Origin of the sequence: Kitasatospora sp. NPDC101235, assembly GCF_044767505.1 — a bacterium.
GTDB lineage: Bacteria > Actinomycetota > Actinomycetes > Streptomycetales > Streptomycetaceae > Kitasatospora.
Genome location: NZ_JBIWNZ010000018.1, coordinates 1 through 18,641 on the forward strand (window position 1 = coordinate 1; position 18,641 = coordinate 18,641).

The following is an 18,641-nucleotide window of genomic DNA, read 5'->3' on the forward strand; positions in this document are numbered from 1 at the left end:
CCGAAGCCGTCAGCATCGCCCCGCACTACCGCACCGCTCCCACCAACCCACCGACCAAGGCTCTACAAGGCAGAACCTTAAGTCACTGGTATTGGGCCTAGGCCCGTACTTCGCAGGTCACTGTTTCAGGTCTGTGGCCAGCGGGTTTGGGTGATTTCTATGCCGAGGAGTTCGAGGAGGTGGAGTTGGACGCCGCGGGTGATCTGCACGGTCGGTGGGTCGGTCAGGTTCCCGATCCTCAGGTTGAGCTCGCCGAGGTGGTAGAGGACCATCCGGCCGGTGGGCCGCACTCTGCGATTGTCCGGGTAGAGCCCGGCCATGGTCTGCTCCGGGCCCAGAGCGCGCCTGTACATCCGCACCTTCATGGTCGCGGCAGACGGCACCCGGTACGACGACTTCGGAGTCGTTCTCGTCGACTCGTTGTCGGGGCGGAGCATCTTCATGACCTCGGTGAGCCGCTGGTCGGAGATCGTGAGGCCCTGGTCCCGGATGGCGTCGCGGACCACGGATCGGCTCAGCTTCCGAGCGTCGGTCCACGCCTGCAGGCCGATGGCGGCCAGTTCGTCGAGCGAAGCGCCCGGCGGACGGCCGGCGGGCTTGGCAGTTGGGGGCTGAGCCGTATTTCCGCTCGGCCTCTGGCCTGCGGGTTCACCGAGGACAGCGTCCCCGGCCCGGGTGTGCTCGGGGCTGCCCGGAACGGTCCACGGAAGGTCTTCCGCCGCTTCGGTCCGGGGGCGGGCCGGGGGCTGTTCCGGCGTCTTTTGCCCACCTTCGCCTTCGCGTGGCTCGCCTGCCGGCGGCTGGCGGGGACAATGCCGCGTTCCGCAAAACGCGGACCGGCCTCAGTTCCGCTCACTGCTCGGAAGGCATCTTCCGTCAGGGACGGGTCGGCGGTCCGGGTAGCGGTGGGGTTGGTGTGGCGGGCGGTGATGATGCCGAGGTGGACGGATCCGGCGAGAGCGAGTGGGGCGACGGCGGACAGGATGCCGACCGACAGATCGCTCAGGTGCAGATAGCCGGTGACCGCGAGGGTCTGCTGGTTGAGGCGGACCGCGTGTAGGACGTTGGCCCAGATGCTGGCGGTGGTGGAGGCGCCGAACAGCAGCCACACGTAGGCGCGGGCCGTCAGCGGCGCGGTGCGCAGGATCAGCAGCGCGCGGACGCTGTAGGCGATGAACCCGTCGATGATCAGCGGGAAGACGTAGGTGAGCAGGCTACGGACGTGAATCGCGATGGCCATCTGACGCAGGGCGTCGTAGGAGAGGGCGAAGCCGGCGATGGCGAGCAGGCCGATCGCGGCGAAGTCCCAGCCGGTCACACGGCTCGATGTCGGGGCGGTGCGGTCCAGGGTGGCGGGCACGGGGGTGGTGTCCTTCCCTTGGATGGTCGAGGTGTTGGGTGCCGGACCTGCTGGGCGCGCACGCGTTCCCCCTCTTAAGGAGGGGGACGCGCGTGCAGCGGAGGCGGCGTGAACGGCATGCAGGTGCGCGTGCGCTGCGGGCCCGCAGGTTTTGGCGGGCGCCGTGTGCGGTGTGGGCGGTACGTGGCGGCCGGTACGGGCGGCGACGCGTGATCGGCCGCGTGGACCGCGCCGGCTGGTGGCCGGTGGCCCGGTCAGGAGACGGCGGCGATGTGGCGGACGGTGGAGCGGTCGCGGGTCTGCTGGCCGCCTCCGGTCCCGCCCGTGGTGCCGTCCTGCCGGGTGGCCCTGCCGGCCTTGACCAGGCTCTCCAAGCGCCTGCGGGCCTTCTCGATGTCGGAGCGGTCGGGGTCGGCCTCGCCGGTCAGGCGGCAGGCCAGCTCACGGGCGGTCATGCCCTGCGGGGCGGCGGCGAGGATGGCGGCCGGGTCGAGGGCCGCCTCGACGGTGGACGTGCCCCGGGTGTGGTCGTGGACCACCGACAGCGGGCCGACGTCGCCGGTGACGGTCTTGAGCTGATGCAGCTTCACGATCGGATCCCCGGCCGCACCGGCCAGGAACAGCACGCTGCCGGCCCCGGCGGTGAACCACGCCGACCCGTACACCCGGTCCAGGACCGGCCGCTCGCCGCGCTTGGAGTCGCCGCCGGACTTGCGCTGGTGGTGCAACTCCAGCAGTTGGGTGCCGGAGCGAAGCAGCCGCTGGCGGGCGTTGTTGTAGGCGAGGCCGGCCTCATCGTCGGTGAGCTTTCCGACGACGTCCTTGAGGCTGTCGATGACCACGGTGTCCGCCCGGTGGGCCTCGGCCATCTCGGCCAGCAGGTTGGGCTCCCGGTCCAGCGAGGCGGGCAGCGGGCCGGTCCAGAAGATCAGCCGCTCCGCGAGGTGGCGCCGGTCGGCGGGCAGGACGCGGCGGGCGAAGACGCGGGCGATCTGCGGCGGGCGGTCCATCGCCAGGTACAGGACGCGCTCGCCCTCGGCGACCGGCATATCGAGGACCGCCGAGAGCAGGCCGAGGCGGGCCAGGACGACCTGGTGGGCGATCGTCGTCTTGCCGCGGCCGGCTTCCGGGCCTTCACCCCCGCGGGCACGTACTTCGTCACCACCGACATCACCCCGCTCGGCGAGAAGGACGGCATCGACTTCTGCCGTACCCTGCCCGGGCGTTGCGGCGTCGTCGCCATCCCGAACGCGGTGTTCTACGACAACGTGAACGCCGGACGGAGCCTCGTCCGCTTCACCTTCTGCAAGCGCGACGAGGTCCTCCAGGAGGCCGTCACCCGCCTGCGACGGCTCTGACCGGGTTGCATCCAGCCGCCGCCGTAGCCTGGTCCGCTTCACTTTCTGCAAAAAGGACGGGATCCTCCAAGAGTTCACCACCCGCCTGCGGCACCCGTGATGGGCCACGCGCCCCCTTTCACGCCCTTCGAACAGAGATGTCCGCGATCCGACACCAGTGCTGATGGATCATCAACTTTTTTGATCAGCTTGCCTGTTCAATGGCGCTGAGGCATTCGGGTCGACCCTCCCGGCATTCTCCCGCCGCCCTCCACACCCCATGCCCGGAGGGCGGCGGTGTGTGATGCACCCGGACAGCGCACACCCGGCGCGCACGGCGCGCAATCCGGTGCTAGGGATGCGCACTGTGCAAAGTCGTCCATGAACTCGATCAGAGTCGGGAAACAGGTGTGCTCGAAGCGGTGAATGCTTGACAAAGTTGGGTAAATCACCGGCGGACCCGGCGTATTCGTGCTTCTCTGCTGCTGAATCTCCAGCCGGAATCCTTCCTTCCACGGTCGGCCGCGCCCAGGGCCGCACAGCCACGAACAGCCTCGCCATCGCCTAGGCCTACTCGCTGCTGCTCGGCGGGCGCGCACGGAGCTGAAACGCGGAGCCGAGCATGCTCACCACACTGCAGACCTCCTACACGGACACCCGGGCCGGTGACCTCGCCTGGTGCCTCGGCGGCGAACCGCTGCCCGCTCTCGCCGTCCGCGACCTGAGACTCGACGGAGGCGGCCGCCCTGGCACGTCCGGGACCCTCCAGCTGCGCCTGCTGGGCGCCTCCCACCAGGTGGTGATCGACGCGGGCCCCGGCCGCTGTCTGGAGACAGTCGCCTGCCTGCCCGGCCGCCGCACCCCGCTGCCCGCCCGGGTGGCCAAGCAGGTCGGCGGCTGGGAGTACGAGTTCGCCGCCCGGATCGAGGTGCTGCCCCCGCACGACTTCGCGGCCCGCGCCCAGGAGCTGCTGGCCCTGGTCGAGGGGCACCCGCGGGGCCTCGCCGGGGTCTTCCCGGGCGACCCGAGCGCCTTCACCGCGCTGGTCACCCAGGGCGGCCCGGACCGGCTCCTCTGGCGCACCTGGCACGCCTACCCGCAGGAGGGGCAGCTGGTGTGCACCCGCTCCTCGCTGGTGGTGTCCGGGGCATGACCGCCCGAAGCCCGGACCGGAACACCGATCCGGCCGGAGGCCGCCAGACGCAGGCCTACGAATCGCACGCAGGAACGGTTCGTCAATCCGACGTCGCTCACTGTCCGTCGGATGGGCGCAGCCATCCGTCCCGCACGTCCCCTAGCGTTTGTTCGTGATCAATCATCCGGCCGGTCCGCCCGCACGCCCGCGAGTGGACCTCGACGACGGCGCCCCACCCCGGCCCGGGCGAGGCCTCGCCCCACTCCTGCCCGCCCGCCGTCGGTCCCGGCTGCGCTCCCGCCCCCGGCTCGCCCGCCTGACCGTCCTGCTGGCCGCGTTCGTCTGCGCGGCCTGCGGACTCGTGTACGAGCTAGAACTCGTGGCGCTCGGCGACTACGTGCTCGGGGACACGGTCACCCAGACCTCCGTCGTGCTCTCCGTCATGGTGTTCGCGATGGGCCTCGGCTCGCTGCTCGCCAAGCGGCTCACCAGCCGGCCCGCCACCGCCTTCGCCCTGGTCGAGTGCGCGCTCGCGCTCACCGGCGGGCTCTCCGTCCTCGCGCTCTACTCCTGCTGGGCCTGGATCGGCCGCTACCAGGCCGCCATGGTCGGCCTCACCTGCCTGATCGGCATCCTGATCGGCGCCGAGATCCCGCTGCTGATGACCCTCATCCAGCGCATCCGGCGCGAGGACGCCGGGCGGGCCGTCGCCGACCTGTTCGCCGCCGACTACGTGGGCGCGCTGATCGGCGGCCTCGCCTTCCCGTTCCTGATCCTGCCCGCCCTCGGACCGGGCGACGGCGCGCTGCTCACCGGCGCGGTCAACGCCGTCGCCGGGGCGGCCCTGGTGCTCTGGCTGTTCCGCGAGGAACCCGCCCGCCGGATACGACGGCTGCTCTGGGGCGGCTGCCTGCTGGTCCTCGCCGTGCTCGCGGCGGCCGCGGCCGGTTCCGACGCCATCGAGCGCGCCGCCAGGCACGCCCTGTACGGCGACCAGGTCCGTTACGCGACCCGCAGCCGGTACCAGGAGATCGTGCTCACCGGCCCCGCCGAGGGCCCGCTCCGGCTCTACCTGAACGGCCGGCTCGCCGTCTGCGGGCCCGACGAGTACCGGGGCAGCGAGGGCCTGGTCCACCCCGCCATGGCGGCCGGCCCGGACGCCCGGGTCCTGCTGCTCGGCGGCGGCGACGGGCTCTCCCTACGGGAGGTGCTGCGGCACCGGGGCGTCCGCACCGTCCGGCTGGTCGACGCCGACCCCGCCCTCCCCCGGCTCGCCCGCACCGACCCCGGGCTCGCCGCCCTCGGCGGCCGCTCACTGGAGGACCCCAGGGTCCGCACCACCGCGGCCGACCCGATGGCCTGGCTGCGCGACGCGGGCGCCTCCGGCGGGGACGGGCCGTACGACGTGGTGCTCGCCGACCTCCCGGCACCGGCCGACGGCGGGCCGGTCAAGTTCCACTCCCAGGAGTTCTACGGCCTCGCCACCCGGCTGCTCTCGCCCGGCGGCCGGATCGCGGTCCGCGCCGGGAGCGACCTGGACGGCCTCTGGCAGATCGAGTCCGGCCTGCGGACGGCGGGCCTGCGGACCGCCCCGTACGCCGTCCCGGGCAGCGCCACCGCCACCTGCCGCCCCGGCCCGCCGGACGACGCCCAGAACTTCCTCCTCGCCGCCGCCGCCCAGCCCCCGCTCACGCTCGCCCCCGACGCCCCGACGCCCCGCGCCCTCACCCCCGACACCCTCCACGGCTCCACCACCCGCCTCACCGCCCTCCGCCCCACCCGGCCCCCGGCAGCCCTCACCCTCCTCGGCCCCCGCTGAGGCCGGCCCGCAGGCCCCGCCCCCGCCGGACGAAGCCGCGGGAAGAACGCCCGGGAGAAGGCGGCCCCTGCCGGACACGGCAGGGGCCCCTGGCGTACGCGGAGTGGGCCGGGACAGCGGATCGCCCGGGCCCGTCGGCGGCGCGGGCCGGGTGGGCGGGCGTGGGGTCGCAGGGCCGGTGGTGCGATGGCCGAGGGAACAGGTGGGGCGGGAAAAATCTGGTGGTGGTGGGTAGGGACCGGACGGGGCCCAGTCGGTAGGCTCCGTGACATGGAGCATGAGGTTGTCGTCCCGATGTCCGCCGAGCTGGTGCGGCAGGCCTTGCAGGATCCGGCGCTGCTGGCCCGGAGCGTGCCGGGGCTGAGCACCGAGCCGGCCGCGGTCGGGGCCGGCTCGGCCGAGGAGATCGGCGGCCGGCTGAAGCTGCGGATCGGCGGCTCCACGATCACGTACAAGGGCGTGCTGTCGCTGATCGAGGGCCGGGAGGGCGTGCTGACCGTGCTCGCCGAGGGCGAGGAGGTCCGGGGCAGCGGTGAGGTGACCGCCACCGTCCGGGTCAGCGTCGCGGACGGCGCCGAGGACGGCACCGCGGCGATCCGCTTCACCGGCGACCTGAGCGCCACCGGCCGGCTGACCGAGTTCGACGAGGAGACCCTCGACGCCACCGGCCGCCGCCTGCTGGACAGGTTCGCCGCCGCGCTGGTCGCCCCGGAGGGTGAGCAGCCGCAGGACCAGGACCAGGAGGAGGACACCGAGCCGGCCGAGTCCGGAGCCGCCGGGACCGACGCCGGTGTGGTCTTCATCGAGGAGCGTCAGGACCAGCCCGGCGACGACCTGGACGACGACCTCTCCGACCTGATCGCCTTCTCCGACGCCGACGCCGAGCGCTTCGGTCTGCCGACCGGCTCCGCCGACGACGAGGACGACGACGTCGAGGCCGAGGACGCGGACGCGGACGACGACGCCGAGCAGGACGGCGTCGCCGAGGAACTGCCCGCCGAGCCGCTCTTCGTGTACGAGGACGAGCCGGTGCTCACCGGCCCGGTGCGCCGCAGCATCGTCGGCCGGTCCGCCGAGGAGGTGGACCACGCCCCGCCGCGCGGCCCGTACGCCCCGGCACTGCCGGCCCGCAGCGCACGGGCCCGCGCGGCGTCCCGCTGGGGCGGGGAGGCCGGCGGGATCGTGGTGCCCGGCACCGGCGGCCGCAGCGCGGTGCCGTGGGTGATCGGCGGCTCGGTGGCCCTGCTGGGCGGTGCCGTGGTGCTGGTCAGGGCGCTGCGCCGGCGCTGAGCCCGGAGCGCCGCAAGGACCACCAGGGCCTAGACTGAACGCTCATGAGCAACGACCGCGACGCCCTGCTGGCACAGATCAAGGACAAGGCCGTCGTGCACGGCAAGGTCACCCTCTCCTCCGGCAAGGAGGCCGACTACTACGTCGACCTGCGCCGGATCACGCTGGACGGCGTGGCCGCCCCGCTGGTCGGCCGGGTGATGCTGGACGCGACCTCGCACCTGGAGTACGACGCCGTCGGCGGTCTGACCCTGGGTGCCGACCCGGTGGCCGCCTCGATGCTGCACGCCGCCGCCGCACGCGGGCAGCAGCTGGACGCCTTCGTGGTCCGCAAGACCGGCAAGGCGCACGGCCTCCAGCGCCGGATCGAGGGCCCGGACGTCAAGGGCCGCCGGGTGCTGGCCGTCGAGGACACCTCCACCACCGGCGGCTCGGTGCTGACCGCCGTGGAGGCGCTGCGCGAGGCGGGCGCCGAGGTGGTCGGCGTCGCGGTGATCGTGGAGCGCGGCGGCGCGGCCGCCGTCGAGGCCCAGGGCCTGGAGTACGTGACCGCGTACAACCTGGACGACCTGGGTCTCTGACCCGACCGGCACGACGAACGACAGAGGGCCGGTGCTGTTTCACGTGAAACAGCACCGGCCCTCGCCGTGTCCGGAGCGCCGGGCGCTCAGCCCCGCCGGTGCCGGCCGCTGCCGGCCTGGACCTGGCTCTCGTCGACGGCCTCGACGCCGCCGGCCCGCTTCTTCTTCCGCTCGCGCATGATCTCGACCAGGATCGGCGAGATCGAGAGCAGGACGATCAGCAGCACCGCCGGGATCAGGTACTTGTCGATCACCGGGGCGAGCGCGTCACCGAAGAAGTAGCCGATCAGCAGCATGGACTCGGTCCACAGCACACCGCCGATCACGTTCCAGACGAAGAAGGTCCGGGCGGGCATCTCCAGGGTGCCGGCGACCGGGTTCAGGAACGTGCGGATGATCGGCATGAAGCGGGCCAGCACCACGGCCTTGCCGGAGCCGAACTTGTTGAAGTACTCCTCCGCCTTCACGACGTACTCGCGGCGGAAGATCTTCGAATCGGGCTTGTCGAACATCTTCGGCCCGACCTTGGCGCCGATCAGGTGCCCCAGCTGCGCACCGGCGATCGCCGCGATCGGACAGCCGATCAGCAGGAGGGTGATCGGCAGCTTGGCGCCGTCGCCGAGCACCGAGGAGGCGGCGTTCGACGCGGCGACGCCCGCGAGGATCAGCAGCGAGTCGCCCGGGAAGAAGAAGCCGACCAGCAGGCCGGTCTCCGCGAAGATGATCGCGATCAGCCCGATGGCGCCGAGGGACGAGATCAGGGATTTGGCGTCGAGCAGGTTGACGGCCAACTGGTTGTAGTCCACGGGCGCAGGATAGCGGGCGTACCGTGCCGGCGAAGCGGGCGTACCGTGCCGGCGGTGCCCCGTCCGGGGCCGCTGCCGACCCCCGCCGGGGCCGTCCGGGGACCGGCCCGCGCCCGTGCCCCGCGGCGTTCCGCATGGCGGGCTCCTGCTGACCTGCGGGCACGAGTCTGGGAAGATGGCACAGGCGTCCGGTCCGCGGTGGCACACCACCCTCATGGCCGAACCGCGGAGGTCGCCTCGAACCCTGGTGCCGGAGAGCCACACCGCAACGCCGCGCGTCGGCGGGCCGGCACGGAGTCGTCACGAAGGCGTACACAGCGTCGGACAGCACCGTCCGTACGCCGCAACCCGACAGGAGCGGATCGCATGCCCATCGCAACTCCCGAGGTCTACAACGAGATGCTCGACCGGGCCAAGGCGGGCAAGTTCGCCTATCCGGCCATCAACGTCACGTCGTCGCAGACCCTGCACGCCGCGCTGCGCGGCTTCGCCGAGGCCGAGAGCGACGGCATCATCCAGATCTCGACCGGTGGCGCGGAGTTCCTGGGCGGCCAGCACAACAAGGACATGGTGACCGGCGCCGTCGCGCTCGCCGAGTTCGCCCACATCGTCGCCGCCAAGTACGACATCACCGTCGCGCTGCACACCGACCACTGCCCGAAGGACAAGCTGGACGGCTACGTCCGCCCGCTGCTGGCGATCTCCGCCGAGCGCGTTGCCAAGGGCGAGAACCCGCTGTTCCAGTCGCACATGTGGGACGGCTCGGCCGAGACCCTCTCCGACAACCTGGCCATCGCCCAGGAGCTGCTGGCCCAGGCCGCCGCCGCCAAGATCATCCTTGAGGTCGAGATCACCCCGACCGGTGGCGAGGAGGACGGCGTCACCCACGAGATCAACGACGAGCTGTACACCACCGTCAACGACGCCGTGCGCACCGCCGAGGCGCTGGGCCTGGGCGAGAAGGGCCGCTACCTGCTGGCCGCCTCCTTCGGCAACGTGCACGGCGTGTACAAGCCGGGCAACGTCGTGCTGAAGCCGGAGCTGCTGCGCGAGCTCCAGGACGCGATCGGCAAGCAGTACGGCAAGACCGACCCGTTCGACTTCGTCTTCCACGGCGGCTCGGGCTCGACCGCCGAGGAGATCGCCACCGCGCTGGAGAACGGCGTCGTGAAGATGAACCTGGACACCGACACCCAGTACGCCTTCACCCGCCCGGTGGCCGGCCACATGTTCGCCAACTACGACGGCGTGCTGAAGGTCGACGGCGAGGTCGGCAAGAAGAACACCTACGACCCGCGCACCTGGGGCAAGCTGGCCGAGGCCGGCATGGCCGCCCGCGTGGTCGAGGCCGCCGAGCAGCTGCGTTCGGCGGGCAAGCGCCTGAAGTGAGGCCCGCGCCCGGCGTACGGCCCGCGCCCGAAGCGTGAAACACGGGTGCCCCCGGCGGAGACCGCCGGGGGCACCCGCACGTCGGGGGGGTGTCCTACTGCTTGAGCTCCGCGTACGCCTCCGCGCTGCTGTCCTTCAGGAACTGCCAGCAGCGGGCCTCCTCCTCGGTCTCCTTGATCGCGCCGGCCGCCCGGGCGAGCGCCGCCAGGCAACGCAGGAAGCCGCGGTTGCCGCGGTGCTCCCACGGCACCGGGCCGTGGCCCTTCCAGCCGCTGCGCCGCAGCGCGTCCAGGCCGCGGTGGTAGCCGGTACGGGCGTAGGCATACGACTCGACGTACCGGCCGGCCGCGTAGGCGTCGTCGGCGAGCATGGCCCAGGCCAGGCAGAAGGCCGGGAACTCGGCCGCCACCTGGGTCGGGGAGGCCGACTCCTCCGCCAGCATCCGGTAGGGCCGCTCCTCCTCCGGGAGAAGGGTCGGTTCGGGACCGTCGAGAAGGTTCCTGTGAATCGCCATGCCCTGAAGTCTGCCATCCGAGACGCAGGGGTCAACCGCCGTCCCGGACGGCCACCGCTTCCCGCGCCCCGAACGCCGCACACCTGGGACATGGACATTCACCCGTTTCCCATGCCAGTGTGAAGATCATGTCCGCAGCCCGATCCGCCGGCAGGCGCGCCGCACCGCCCCGGAAGGGCGGTCGCCGACGCCGACGACCACGGCGGAGACTCGGCCCTGGCATGCTCACGGCACTTGCGGTCGCCGTGCTGGTGCTGGGCGCCACGGCGGTCGTGCTGACCCGCCCCGCGGGGACCCCGGCCGCCGCTCCGACCACCCAGGCGAGGGTCGCCCCGCCGGCCGAGCAGGCCACCACGGCGCCGCCGGAGGAGACCCCGCCCCCGGCTCCCGCCCCGGCACGGGCCGACACCCCGCCGCCCGCACCGCCCGCCCCCGCCGGTCCGGACCCCGGCCCCACCAAGGGCGCCGGCACCTTCACCGTCGCGCCCGCCACCGCCAAGCCGGTCGGGCGCGGCACCGTGCGCCGCTACCGGGTCGAGGTCGAGGACGGCATCGGCATCGACGCCGCGGCGGCCGCCGCACAGATCCACGGCATCCTCGGCGACAAGCGCGGCTGGACCAACGACCGCAAGAACGGCTTCCAGCTGGTCGCCACCGGCCCGTACGACTTCACCGTGAAGATCGCCTCACCGGCCACCGTGGACCGGATCTGCGGCGCGTCCGGCCTGGACACCCACGGCGAGGTCAACTGCAACGTCGGCAACCAGGTGCTCGTCAACTCCAAGCGCTGGAACACCGGTTCGCCCCAGTTCAGCGGACCGCTGGAGGAGTACCGGGCGCTGATCGTCAACCACGAGGTGGGCCACCGGATCGGCCACGGACACGAGGGCTGCCCGGGAGAGGGCAAACCCGCACCCGCGATGATGCAGCAGATCTACGGTCTCAAGGGCTGCACGCCCAACGCCTGGCCGTACTCCGCGGAGGGCGGGTACCTCAGCGGGCCGTCCGTCCCCTAGGACAGAAGCCGCGGCCAGGACGGGAGCCGCGGCGCGACGGGGCAGGACCCGCCCCCACGCGCCCCGCAGCGACGGGTTCGAGGACTGGCCCTAGCCGAGCACCGGCAGGTACGCCCGCAGGTCGCTGCGCTCCCCCGAGGCGGACACCTGGGCGGCCTCGACCGCCGCCGCCCAGTCGGCCCGGCCGGTGGCCAGCCGGATCCAGGTCAGCGGGTCGGTCTCCACCACGTTGGGCGGGGTGCCCCGGGTGTGCTTCGGCCCCGGCACGGCCTGGACGACCGCGTACGGCGGGACCCGCACCTCGACCGCGCCGCCGGGCGCCTGGTCGGCGAGGGCGTCGGCCAGCAGCCGGGTGACGGCGGCGAGGGCCTGGCGGTCGTGCGGGAAGGCGTCGAGGCCGAGCGCGTCGGCCAGGTCGTCGGCGTGCACGACCGTCTCCACCAGCCTGGTCACCAGCATGTCGGAGAGCGCCATCGAGCCCAGCCGGATCTCGAACCTGCGGGCCGGGTCGGCGGCTTCGGGCCGCTCCAGCAGGGCGGTCAGGGCGTCCGCGGCCCGTCCGAAGGCGGCTGCCACCGAGGCCGCGTCCCCGGCGAACTCCGCCGCGCTCCGCTCCCGGGCCTGCTCGTCCAGCAGCGGCGCGACGGTACCGACCCCGGCCACCCAGCCCAGCAGGTCCAGCGGCGCCCGTCCCTGCGGCAGGTCCTCCAGGTGCGCCGGGACGTACTCGAGTTGGACGGCGAGGTGGGCGAGCAGCTCGCGGACCCGCCATTGCCCCAGCCGGGTCGGCAGGTCCAGCTGCCCGGTGCCGAGCGCGGCGACGGCGGCGCGCAGCGCCCGGGTCTGGCCGGCCAGACCGGCGCGGACCTTCTGCGGCTGGTACGTACGGGGCTTGGCAGGCATGGGCCTCAACATACGCCGAGGGGCGGGCGGTTCACCAGGAACCGCCCGCCCCTCAGGAGCCGTGCGTCAGGCCAGCAGGGCCTCGATCACGCCGGTGTGGGCGTCCTTCAGCTCGGCCAGCGAGACGCTGAACTGGCCCTGGACGTCCAGGCTGTCGCCGTCCACGACACCGATCCGGGTGGCCGGCAGGCCGCGCGCGGTGCACATGTCGTTGAACCGGAGCTCCTCGCTGCGCGGCACCGCCACGACGGCACGGCCGGCCGACTCCGAGAACAGGAGGACGAACGGGTCCTGGCCCTCGGGCACGACGATCCGCGCACCGTGGCCGCCCTTGAGGCAGCTCTCCACCAGCGCCTGGCCGAGACCGCCGTCGGACAGGTCGTGCGCGGCGTCGATCATGCCGTCGCGCGAGGCGGCGATCAGGATCTCGCCGAGCAGCCGCTCGCGCTCCAGGTCCACCTTGGGCGGCAGGCCGCCGAGGTGGTCGTGGACGGCCTGCGACCAGGCCGAGCCGCCGAGCTCGTCCGCCGTGTCGCCGAGCAGGTAGAGCAGCTGCCCCTCCTCGGCGAAGGCCAGCGGGGTGCGCCGGGTGACGTCGTCGATGACGCCGAGCACCGCGACCACCGGGGTCGGGTGGATGGCGACCTCGCCGGTCTGGTTGTACAGCGAGACGTTGCCGCCGGTGACCGGGGTGCCGAGCACCAGGCAGGCGTCGGCCAGGCCGCGGGTGGCCTCGGCGAACTGCCACATCACGTCCGGGTCCTCGGGGGAGCCGAAGTTGAGGCAGTCGGAGACGGCGAGCGGCTTGGCGCCGCCGGCCGCGACGTTGCGGTACGCCTCGGCCAGGGCCAGCTGGGCGCCGGTGTACGGGTCCAGCTTGGCGAAGCGGCCGTTGCCGTCGGTGGCGACCGAGACGCCGAGGTTGGTCTCCTCGTCGATCCGGATCATGCCCGAGTCCTCGCCGACCGACAGCACGGTGTTGCCGAGCACGTAGCGGTCGTACTGGTCGGTGATCCAGGACTTGGAGGCCTGGTTCGGGTGGCTCGCGACCTTCAGCAGGTCGGCCTTGAGGCCCTCGCCGGTGGTCGGGCGGGCCAGGCGCTCGGCGGTCGGGGCGTCGGCCTGCAGCGCGTCCTGCCAGCTCGGGCGGGCGTACGGGCGCTGGTAGGTCGGGCCCTCGTGGGCGACGGTGCGCGGCGGGACGTCCACCACGAGCTCGCCGTGCCAGTAGATCTCCAGGCGCTCGCCGTCGGTCACCTCACCGATGACGTTGGCGATGACGTCCCACTTCTCGCAGATCTCCAGGAAGCGGTCGACCTTGTCGGGCTCCACGATCGCGCACATGCGCTCCTGCGACTCGCTCATGAGGATCTCCTCGGGCGAGAGCGTGTGATCGCGCAGGTGCACGGTGTCGAGCTGGATCCGCATGCCGCCGGAGCCGGCCGAGGCCAGCTCGCTGGTGGCGCAGGACAGGCCGGCGCCGCCGAGGTCCTGGATGCCCTTGACGAGCTTCTCCCGGAAGATCTCCAGGGTGCACTCGATCAGGAGCTTCTCCTGGAACGGGTCACCGACCTGGACCGCCGGGCGCTTGGCCGGCTTGGTGTCGTCGAAGGTCTCGGAGGCGAGCACCGAGACGCCGCCGATGCCGTCGCCGCCGGTGCGGGCGCCGTACAGGATGACCTTGTTGCCGGCGCCGGAGGCCTGCGCGAGGTGGATGTCCTCGTGCTTCATGACGCCCACGCACAGCGCGTTGACCAGCGGGTTGCCCTGGTAGCAGGAGTCGAAGACGACCTCGCCGCCGATGTTCGGCAGGCCCAGGCAGTTGCCGTAGCCGCCGATGCCCGCGACGATCCCGGGCAGCACGCGCCGGGTGTCCGGGTGGTCGGCCGCACCGAAGCGCAGCGGGTCCATCACGGCGACCGGGCGGGCGCCCATCGCCAGGATGTCGCGCACGATGCCGCCGATGCCGGTGGCCGCGCCCTGGTAGGGCTCGATGTACGACGGGTGGTTGTGCGACTCGACCTTGAAGGTGACCGCGTAGCCCTGGCCGACGTCGACGACGCCGGCGTTCTCGCCGATGCCGACGAGCATCGCGTCCGAATCCGGCTTCTTCTCGCCGAACTGCTTCAGGTGGACCTTGCTGCTCTTGTACGAACAGTGCTCCGACCACATGACCGAGTACATGGCCAGTTCGGCGCCGGTCGGGCGGCGGCCGAGGATCTCCCGGATGCGCGCGTACTCGTCCTCCTTGAGGCCGAGTTCGGCCCAGGGCTGGGCCGCGTCCGGGGTCTGCTCGGCGTTCTTGACGGTGTCGAGGCTCATCAGGCGTTCACCAGCTGCTTCAGGACGGAAGTGAAGAAGCCCAGGCCCTCGGTGGTCGGACCGGTGAGCGGCTCCACGGCGTGCTCCGGGTGCGGCATCAGGCCGACGACATTGCCGGCGGCGTTGGTGATGCCGGCGATGTCGCGGTACGAACCGTTCGGGTTGACGTCCAGGTAACGGGCGACGACCCGGCCCTCCGCCTCCAGTTCGTCCAGCACCCGCTCCTCGGCGACGAAGCGGCCCTCGCCGTTCTTCAGCGGGACGACGATTTCCTGGCCCGCCGAGTAATCCCGGGTCCAGGCGGTACCGGCGTTCTCGATGCGCAGCTTCTGGTCGCGGCAGATGAAGTGCAGCGAGTCGTTCCGGGTCAGCGCACCGGGCAGCAGGTGCGATTCGCACAGCACCTGGAAGCCGTTGCAGATACCGAGCACCGGCATTCCGAGCTTCGCCTGCTCGATGATGGTCTCCATCACCGGCGAGAAGCGGGAGATCGCACCGCAGCGAAGATAGTCGCCGTAACTGAATCCGCCCGGCAGGACGACGGCGTCGACCTGGTGGAGATCCTTGTCACGGTGCCAGAGGGCGACCGGCTCGGCGCCGGCGAGGCGGACCGCCCGCTGGGCGTCGCGGTCGTCGAGGGAGCCGGGGAAAGTGACGACGCCGACGCGGGTGGTCACTTGCCCTCCTCCTCGACCCGGACGGTGAAGTCCTCGATCACGGTGTTGGCGAGAAAGGTCTCGGCGGCTTCGCGGATACGGGCGAGCGCCGCGTCGTCGACCGGGCCCTCCACATCCAGCTCGAAACGCTTGCCCTGGCGGACGTCGGCGATCCCGGTGAATCCGAGACGGGGCAGTGCGCGCTGCACCGCCTGTCCCTGGGGGTCGAGGATCTCCGGCTTGAGCATGACGTCGACTACGACGCGTGCCACTGGCACTCCCGGTGGTGTCTTCGGTGAGGCGGGGGAGCTCCAGACTACCCGTGGTTTCGGGCAGGATTGCTGGCCGGGGATAGCGACGCGCGTAGACCCCAGACCCTTACGCCACAAGGGATCCGGGCTCCTCGCCGCCCGTCCGGGCCCACCGGTTTCCGCGGATTCGGCACCCGGAACCACGCCGTCCGGAGAACACCCGAATACGGCACTTGGGGACAGATCCGCCCGTCCCGCTCATCGGTATCCGAGAGTCCCGCGAAGAGACGTGAATATCCGGAAAAGAATGCCGGACTCTTCGATTTCGGCCCCCTTCGGGTGCAGAATAGGGCCACCTGTCGCGGCAAGTGCTGCGTATCAGGCGAGCCGTCCGGCCCGCCCGTACGCGCTTGCGCGAGTTGGTGCACATCAGGCCCCGGCGTACCCCCGCGGACCGGTGGCCGAATTGCCCGAGAGGATTGACACCCATGGCTCAGCGTGTAGTTGTCACGCTCTCCGACGACCTGGACGGCGGCGCCGCCGCGGAAACCGTCCACTTCGGCGTCGACGGGAAGTCGTACGAGATCGACCTGTCCGTGGACAACGCGGAAAAGCTGCGGGAGGCCCTCGCCCCGTTCGTCGCCGCCGGCCGCCGGCAGAGCCGCACCGGAAAGTCCTTCCGCCGCACCGCCCTCACCCCGGACCCGGCCGCCGTGCGCGCCTGGGCCCTGTCCCGCGGGATGGAACTGCCGGCCCGCGGGCGCATCCCCAAGCACGTGTACGAGGCGTTCGCCGAGGCGAACTGAGGCGCGCGGGGACCCGCTCCCCGGTCGCCCCGCCCACCCGGACCGAAAGGGTGGGGCGACCACCCCGAACGATGCTGTAGAGTATTCCTCGTCGCCGCAACGGAGAGATCCGAAGAGGCGGCGGGTGCCCCACCAGGCACCACGCGGACGTGGCTCAGTTGGTAGAGCATCACCTTGCCAAGGTGAGGGTCGCGAGTTCGAATCTCGTCGTCCGCTCGCAGTGCGCGAGCACAGCACAACTCAATAGTCAGACCTGCGGACGTGGCTCAGTTGGTAGAGCATCACCTTGCCAAGGTGAGGGTCGCGAGTTCGAATCTCGTCGTCCGCTCCGGTACGAAGGGCCCCCTCGATCGAGGGGGCCCTTCGGCATTCCTTCCCAACGCCCGCGAGCCCGGCGCCCGCGAGCCCGGCGCCCGCGAGTTCGACACCGGCGAGTTCGGCCGGGGGTACGGCCATGACATTTGTCATCGCCGACCCGTGCATCCCCACCGCGATGTCATGACGGCGCGCACTGCCCGCGCGGCCCGGTCGGCGGAAGGCTTGAGGCATGGAAACGAGCCGGCCCTCCCGCCCCAGCGAGAACGTGATCGAGGTCACCGACCTGCACCGCCACTACGGCGGCGGCACCACCGGGTACCACGCCGTGCGCGGCGTCGACCTGACCGTCCGCCGCGGCGAGCTGTTCGCCCTGCTCGGCACCAACGGGGCCGGCAAGACCTCCACCATGGAGGTCGTCGAGGGTCTGGCCGCGCCCACCGGCGGCACCGTCCGGGTGCTCGGCCGGGACCCCTTCAAGGAGCGCGCCGCCGTCCGCCCGCGGATCGGCATCATGCTCCAGGAGGGCGGCTTCCCCGGCGAGCTCACCGCCGCCGAGACCGGCCGCGCCTGGGCCGGGATGACCAGCGGCACCCGCCCGGTGGCGGAGGCGCTGGAGCTGGTCGGCCTCGGCCACCGCGCGAACGTCCGGGTCAAGCAGCTGTCCGGCGGCGAGAAGCGCCGGCTGGACCTCGCGATGGCCCTGCTCGGCCGCCCCGAGGTGCTCTTCCTGGACGAGCCCAGCACCGGCCTCGACCCGGAGGCGCGCGCCGCCGTCTGGCGGCTGGTCCGCGAGCTGCGCGCCCAGGGCACCACGGTGCTGCTCACCACGCACTACCTGGAGGAGGCCGAGGAACTGGCCGACCGGCTGGCCATCATGCACGGCGGCCAGGTCGTCACCTCCGGCACCGTCGCCGACGTGATCGCCGGCCGGCCCTCCCGGATCTCCTTCGAACTGCCCGAGTTCGCCGGGGCCGCGCTGCCCGTCCTGGCCGGGGCCGAGGTCGCCGTCGACGGCCGCAAGGTCACCGTGCAGACCGTCGGGCTCCAGGACACCCTCACCGACCTGCTCGGCTGGGCCCGGCACCACGGGATCGCGCTCGGTGCCCTGGACGCCCGCAGCGCCTCGCTGGAGGAGGCCTTCCTCGCGATCGCCTCCGAGGCCGCCCACCAGAACCCGCCGCAGGCGCCCGCCGCCGCCACCCGTCCCGCCCGCCGCCGCCTGATCGGATCCGCCCGATGACCACCGCCGCCGCCCCCACCGCCACCGGCCCGCAGAGCACCACCGTCCGCCGGCTGCTCGCCCTCGGCCGGGCCGAGGCCACCCTGCTGCTGCGCAACCGCACGGCCCTGTTCACCGCCCTGCTGCTGCCGCTGGTGCTGGTCTTCACCCTGCAGAGCACGCTGGCGAAGCAGGCCGAGACCAACCCCGGGCTGGACGTCGACTCGCTGCTGGTCTACGGCTCGGTCGGGATGATCCTGGCCTTTGTCGTGTACTACAACCTGACCGCCGCGTACGTCGGCCGGCGCGGTGAGCTGGTCCTCAAGCGGCTGCGCACCGGTGAGGCCCGGGACATCGAGATCCTGCTCGGCACCGCCGTCCCCTCGCTCGTGCTCGGCCTGCTGATGGCCGCCCTGATCGGGATCGGCGGCAGCCTCGGTCTGCACCTGGCCGTGCCGGTCAACCCGGTACTGATGCTGGTCGGCCTGCTGCTGGCACTGGCCACCATGATCGCCCTGGCCGCGCTGTCCAGCGCGTTCACCAAGACCGTGGAGAGCGCGGGCATCACCACCCTGCCGATCATGCTGGTGATGCAGCTCGGCTCCGGCCTGTTCATCCCGCTGGAGGTCATGCCCAAGCAGCTGGCCGACATCTGCCGCCTGCTGCCGACCACCCCGGCCTTCCAGCTGATCCGCGTCGGCTGGTTCGGCACCGACGGCTCGGCCGCCGCGACCGGCTTCGCCGGCTCCTGGGGCGCGGCCGGCTCGCACCTGGTCACCGGGACCATCTGGCTGGGCCTGGCGGTCTGGGGCGCGGTGCGCTACTTCCGCTGGGAGCCGCGCCGCTGAGCCTCCGGCTGAGCAACGAACAGCAATCCGAAGGACCGCCCTCGGTTCGACCTCTGATATGAAGGCAGCAA

At 72.2% G+C, this 18,641-nt stretch carries 18 protein-coding genes, 2 tRNA genes and 1 pseudogene; 12 read left to right on the forward strand and 9 right to left on the reverse strand.

The features are described 5' to 3' along the window. Positions 1-125 precede the first annotated feature (125 nt). The 3 genes from ACIRRH_RS26830 to ACIRRH_RS26840 form a co-directional block, all read right to left on the reverse strand. Positions 126-506: a hypothetical protein gene (locus ACIRRH_RS26830; RefSeq protein ID WP_403072334.1), complete on the reverse strand. Its 381-nt coding sequence runs from the start codon at positions 504-506 to the stop codon at positions 126-128. Positions 507-514: 8 nt separating this feature from the next. Then, positions 515-1,360 carry a DUF2637 domain-containing protein gene (locus tag ACIRRH_RS26835; protein WP_403072337.1) on the reverse strand — a complete coding sequence of 282 codons (846 nt, stop codon included), beginning with the start codon at positions 1,358-1,360 and terminating at the stop codon, positions 515-517. A 254-nt stretch (positions 1,361-1,614) separates the two neighbouring features. Further along, complete coding sequence (locus ACIRRH_RS26840) at positions 1,615-2,463, reverse strand: hypothetical protein (protein WP_403072734.1); 849 nt, start codon at positions 2,461-2,463, stop codon at positions 1,615-1,617. Between ACIRRH_RS26840 and ACIRRH_RS26845 the strand changes: the two are divergent. From ACIRRH_RS26845 to pyrE, 5 genes and pseudogenes are all read left to right on the forward strand, one after another. After that, a pseudogene (locus ACIRRH_RS26845) lies at positions 2,377-2,718 on the forward strand (aminotransferase); the annotation flags it as partial. The gene ACIRRH_RS26840 and the pseudogene ACIRRH_RS26845 overlap by 87 nt on opposite strands. Positions 2,719-3,319: 601 nt before the next feature. Beyond that, on the forward strand, positions 3,320-3,850 hold the full coding sequence (locus tag ACIRRH_RS26850) for a DUF2617 family protein (RefSeq protein WP_224284249.1): 531 nt from the start codon (positions 3,320-3,322) through the stop codon (positions 3,848-3,850). 154 nt (positions 3,851-4,004) lie between these two features. Beyond that, complete coding sequence (locus ACIRRH_RS26855) at positions 4,005-5,651, forward strand: polyamine aminopropyltransferase (RefSeq protein WP_403072342.1); 1,647 nt, start codon at positions 4,005-4,007, stop codon at positions 5,649-5,651. 270 nt (positions 5,652-5,921) lie between these two features. Next, positions 5,922-6,941 (forward strand): CoxG family protein, encoded by a 1,020-nt coding sequence (locus ACIRRH_RS26860; protein WP_403072345.1) that lies wholly within the window; start codon positions 5,922-5,924, stop codon positions 6,939-6,941. A 44-nt stretch (positions 6,942-6,985) separates the two neighbouring features. Continuing rightward, positions 6,986-7,522 (forward strand): orotate phosphoribosyltransferase, encoded by a 537-nt coding sequence (gene pyrE / locus ACIRRH_RS26865; RefSeq protein ID WP_224284783.1) that lies wholly within the window; start codon positions 6,986-6,988, stop codon positions 7,520-7,522. A gap of 86 nt (positions 7,523-7,608) precedes the next feature. Here pyrE and ACIRRH_RS26870 read toward each other — a convergent pair whose 3' ends face one another. Then, positions 7,609-8,328, reverse strand: a complete 720-nt coding sequence (locus ACIRRH_RS26870) for a DedA family protein (protein WP_403072348.1) — start codon at positions 8,326-8,328, stop codon at positions 7,609-7,611. A gap of 366 nt (positions 8,329-8,694) precedes the next feature. Here ACIRRH_RS26870 and fbaA point away from each other — a divergent pair, with 366 nt between their 5' ends. Beyond that, positions 8,695-9,717, forward strand: a complete 1,023-nt coding sequence (gene fbaA / locus ACIRRH_RS26875; RefSeq protein WP_224284781.1) for a class II fructose-bisphosphate aldolase — start codon at positions 8,695-8,697, stop codon at positions 9,715-9,717. 94 nt (positions 9,718-9,811) lie between these two features. Here fbaA and ACIRRH_RS26880 read toward each other — a convergent pair whose 3' ends face one another. Beyond that, a complete protein-coding gene (locus ACIRRH_RS26880) occupies positions 9,812-10,231 on the reverse strand; it encodes a DUF3151 domain-containing protein (protein WP_350631934.1) in 420 nt (139 codons plus the stop codon). Positions 10,232-10,452: 221 nt separating this feature from the next. On the opposite strand from ACIRRH_RS26880, the gene ACIRRH_RS26885 reads away from it, so the two are divergent. Then, positions 10,453-11,247, forward strand: coding sequence for a DUF3152 domain-containing protein (locus ACIRRH_RS26885; RefSeq protein WP_403072351.1), 795 nt, complete (start codon positions 10,453-10,455; stop codon positions 11,245-11,247). A 90-nt stretch (positions 11,248-11,337) separates the two neighbouring features. Here the strand turns inward: ACIRRH_RS26885 and ACIRRH_RS26890 are convergent, their stop codons facing one another. The 4 genes from ACIRRH_RS26890 to purS form a co-directional block, all read right to left on the reverse strand. After that, positions 11,338-12,150, reverse strand: a complete 813-nt coding sequence (locus ACIRRH_RS26890) for a sterol carrier family protein (RefSeq protein WP_403072354.1) — start codon at positions 12,148-12,150, stop codon at positions 11,338-11,340. A 66-nt stretch (positions 12,151-12,216) separates the two neighbouring features. Next, on the reverse strand, positions 12,217-14,472 hold the full coding sequence (gene purL, locus ACIRRH_RS26895) for a phosphoribosylformylglycinamidine synthase subunit PurL (RefSeq protein ID WP_224281514.1): 2,256 nt from the start codon (positions 14,470-14,472) through the stop codon (positions 12,217-12,219). Continuing rightward, the gene (gene purQ / locus ACIRRH_RS26900) at positions 14,472-15,149 is read right to left on the reverse strand and encodes a phosphoribosylformylglycinamidine synthase subunit PurQ (RefSeq protein WP_403072357.1); all 678 of its coding nucleotides are present in this window, start codon (positions 15,147-15,149) and stop codon (positions 14,472-14,474) included. Before purQ ends, purL begins: the two co-directional genes overlap by 1 nt. After that, positions 15,146-15,400 carry a phosphoribosylformylglycinamidine synthase subunit PurS gene (purS, locus tag ACIRRH_RS26905; protein ID WP_049654013.1) on the reverse strand — a complete coding sequence of 85 codons (255 nt, stop codon included), beginning with the start codon at positions 15,398-15,400 and terminating at the stop codon, positions 15,146-15,148. The genes purQ and purS overlap by 4 nt, the downstream gene beginning before the upstream one ends. A gap of 467 nt (positions 15,401-15,867) precedes the next feature. On the opposite strand from purS, the gene ACIRRH_RS26910 reads away from it, so the two are divergent. The 5 genes from ACIRRH_RS26910 to ACIRRH_RS26930 all read left to right on the forward strand — a co-directional run bounded on the left by ACIRRH_RS26910 (position 15,868) and on the right by ACIRRH_RS26930 (position 18,570). After that, positions 15,868-16,185 carry an Lsr2 family protein gene (locus tag ACIRRH_RS26910; RefSeq protein ID WP_030056585.1) on the forward strand — a complete coding sequence of 106 codons (318 nt, stop codon included), beginning with the start codon at positions 15,868-15,870 and terminating at the stop codon, positions 16,183-16,185. A gap of 143 nt (positions 16,186-16,328) precedes the next feature. Continuing rightward, positions 16,329-16,401: transfer RNA gene (locus ACIRRH_RS26915), tRNA-Gly, on the forward strand. 39 nt (positions 16,402-16,440) lie between these two features. Further along, positions 16,441-16,513 (forward strand) — tRNA-Gly (locus tag ACIRRH_RS26920). Positions 16,514-16,732: 219 nt separating this feature from the next. Next, positions 16,733-17,743 (forward strand): ABC transporter ATP-binding protein, encoded by a 1,011-nt coding sequence (locus tag ACIRRH_RS26925; protein ID WP_403072360.1) that lies wholly within the window; start codon positions 16,733-16,735, stop codon positions 17,741-17,743. Then, on the forward strand, positions 17,740-18,570 hold the full coding sequence (locus ACIRRH_RS26930) for an ABC transporter permease (protein ID WP_403072362.1): 831 nt from the start codon (positions 17,740-17,742) through the stop codon (positions 18,568-18,570). Before ACIRRH_RS26925 ends, ACIRRH_RS26930 begins: the two co-directional genes overlap by 4 nt. The last annotated feature ends 71 nt before the right edge of the window (positions 18,571-18,641 follow it).

What these genes read in the sequence shown, in the direction of transcription:
- ACIRRH_RS26890 (WP_403072354.1), bottom strand. Translation starts at nt 12,150, where the DNA reads ATGCCTGCCAAGCCCCGTACGTACCAGCCGCAGAAGGTCCGCGCCGGT.
- ACIRRH_RS26910 (WP_030056585.1), top strand. Translation starts at nt 15,868, where the DNA reads ATGGCTCAGCGTGTAGTTGTCACGCTCTCCGACGACCTGGACGGCGGC.
- ACIRRH_RS26930 (WP_403072362.1), top strand. Translation starts at nt 17,740, where the DNA reads ATGACCACCGCCGCCGCCCCCACCGCCACCGGCCCGCAGAGCACCACC.
- ACIRRH_RS26850 (WP_224284249.1), top strand. Translation starts at nt 3,320, where the DNA reads ATGCTCACCACACTGCAGACCTCCTACACGGACACCCGGGCCGGTGAC.
- ACIRRH_RS26860 (WP_403072345.1), top strand. Translation starts at nt 5,922, where the DNA reads ATGGAGCATGAGGTTGTCGTCCCGATGTCCGCCGAGCTGGTGCGGCAG.
- ACIRRH_RS26880 (WP_350631934.1), bottom strand. Translation starts at nt 10,231, where the DNA reads ATGGCGATTCACAGGAACCTTCTCGACGGTCCCGAACCGACCCTTCTC.
- ACIRRH_RS26925 (WP_403072360.1), top strand. Translation starts at nt 16,733, where the DNA reads ATGGAAACGAGCCGGCCCTCCCGCCCCAGCGAGAACGTGATCGAGGTC.
- fbaA (WP_224284781.1), top strand. Translation starts at nt 8,695, where the DNA reads ATGCCCATCGCAACTCCCGAGGTCTACAACGAGATGCTCGACCGGGCC.
- ACIRRH_RS26885 (WP_403072351.1), top strand. Translation starts at nt 10,453, where the DNA reads ATGCTCACGGCACTTGCGGTCGCCGTGCTGGTGCTGGGCGCCACGGCG.
- purL (WP_224281514.1), bottom strand. Translation starts at nt 14,472, where the DNA reads ATGAGCCTCGACACCGTCAAGAACGCCGAGCAGACCCCGGACGCGGCC.
- pyrE (WP_224284783.1), top strand. Translation starts at nt 6,986, where the DNA reads ATGAGCAACGACCGCGACGCCCTGCTGGCACAGATCAAGGACAAGGCC.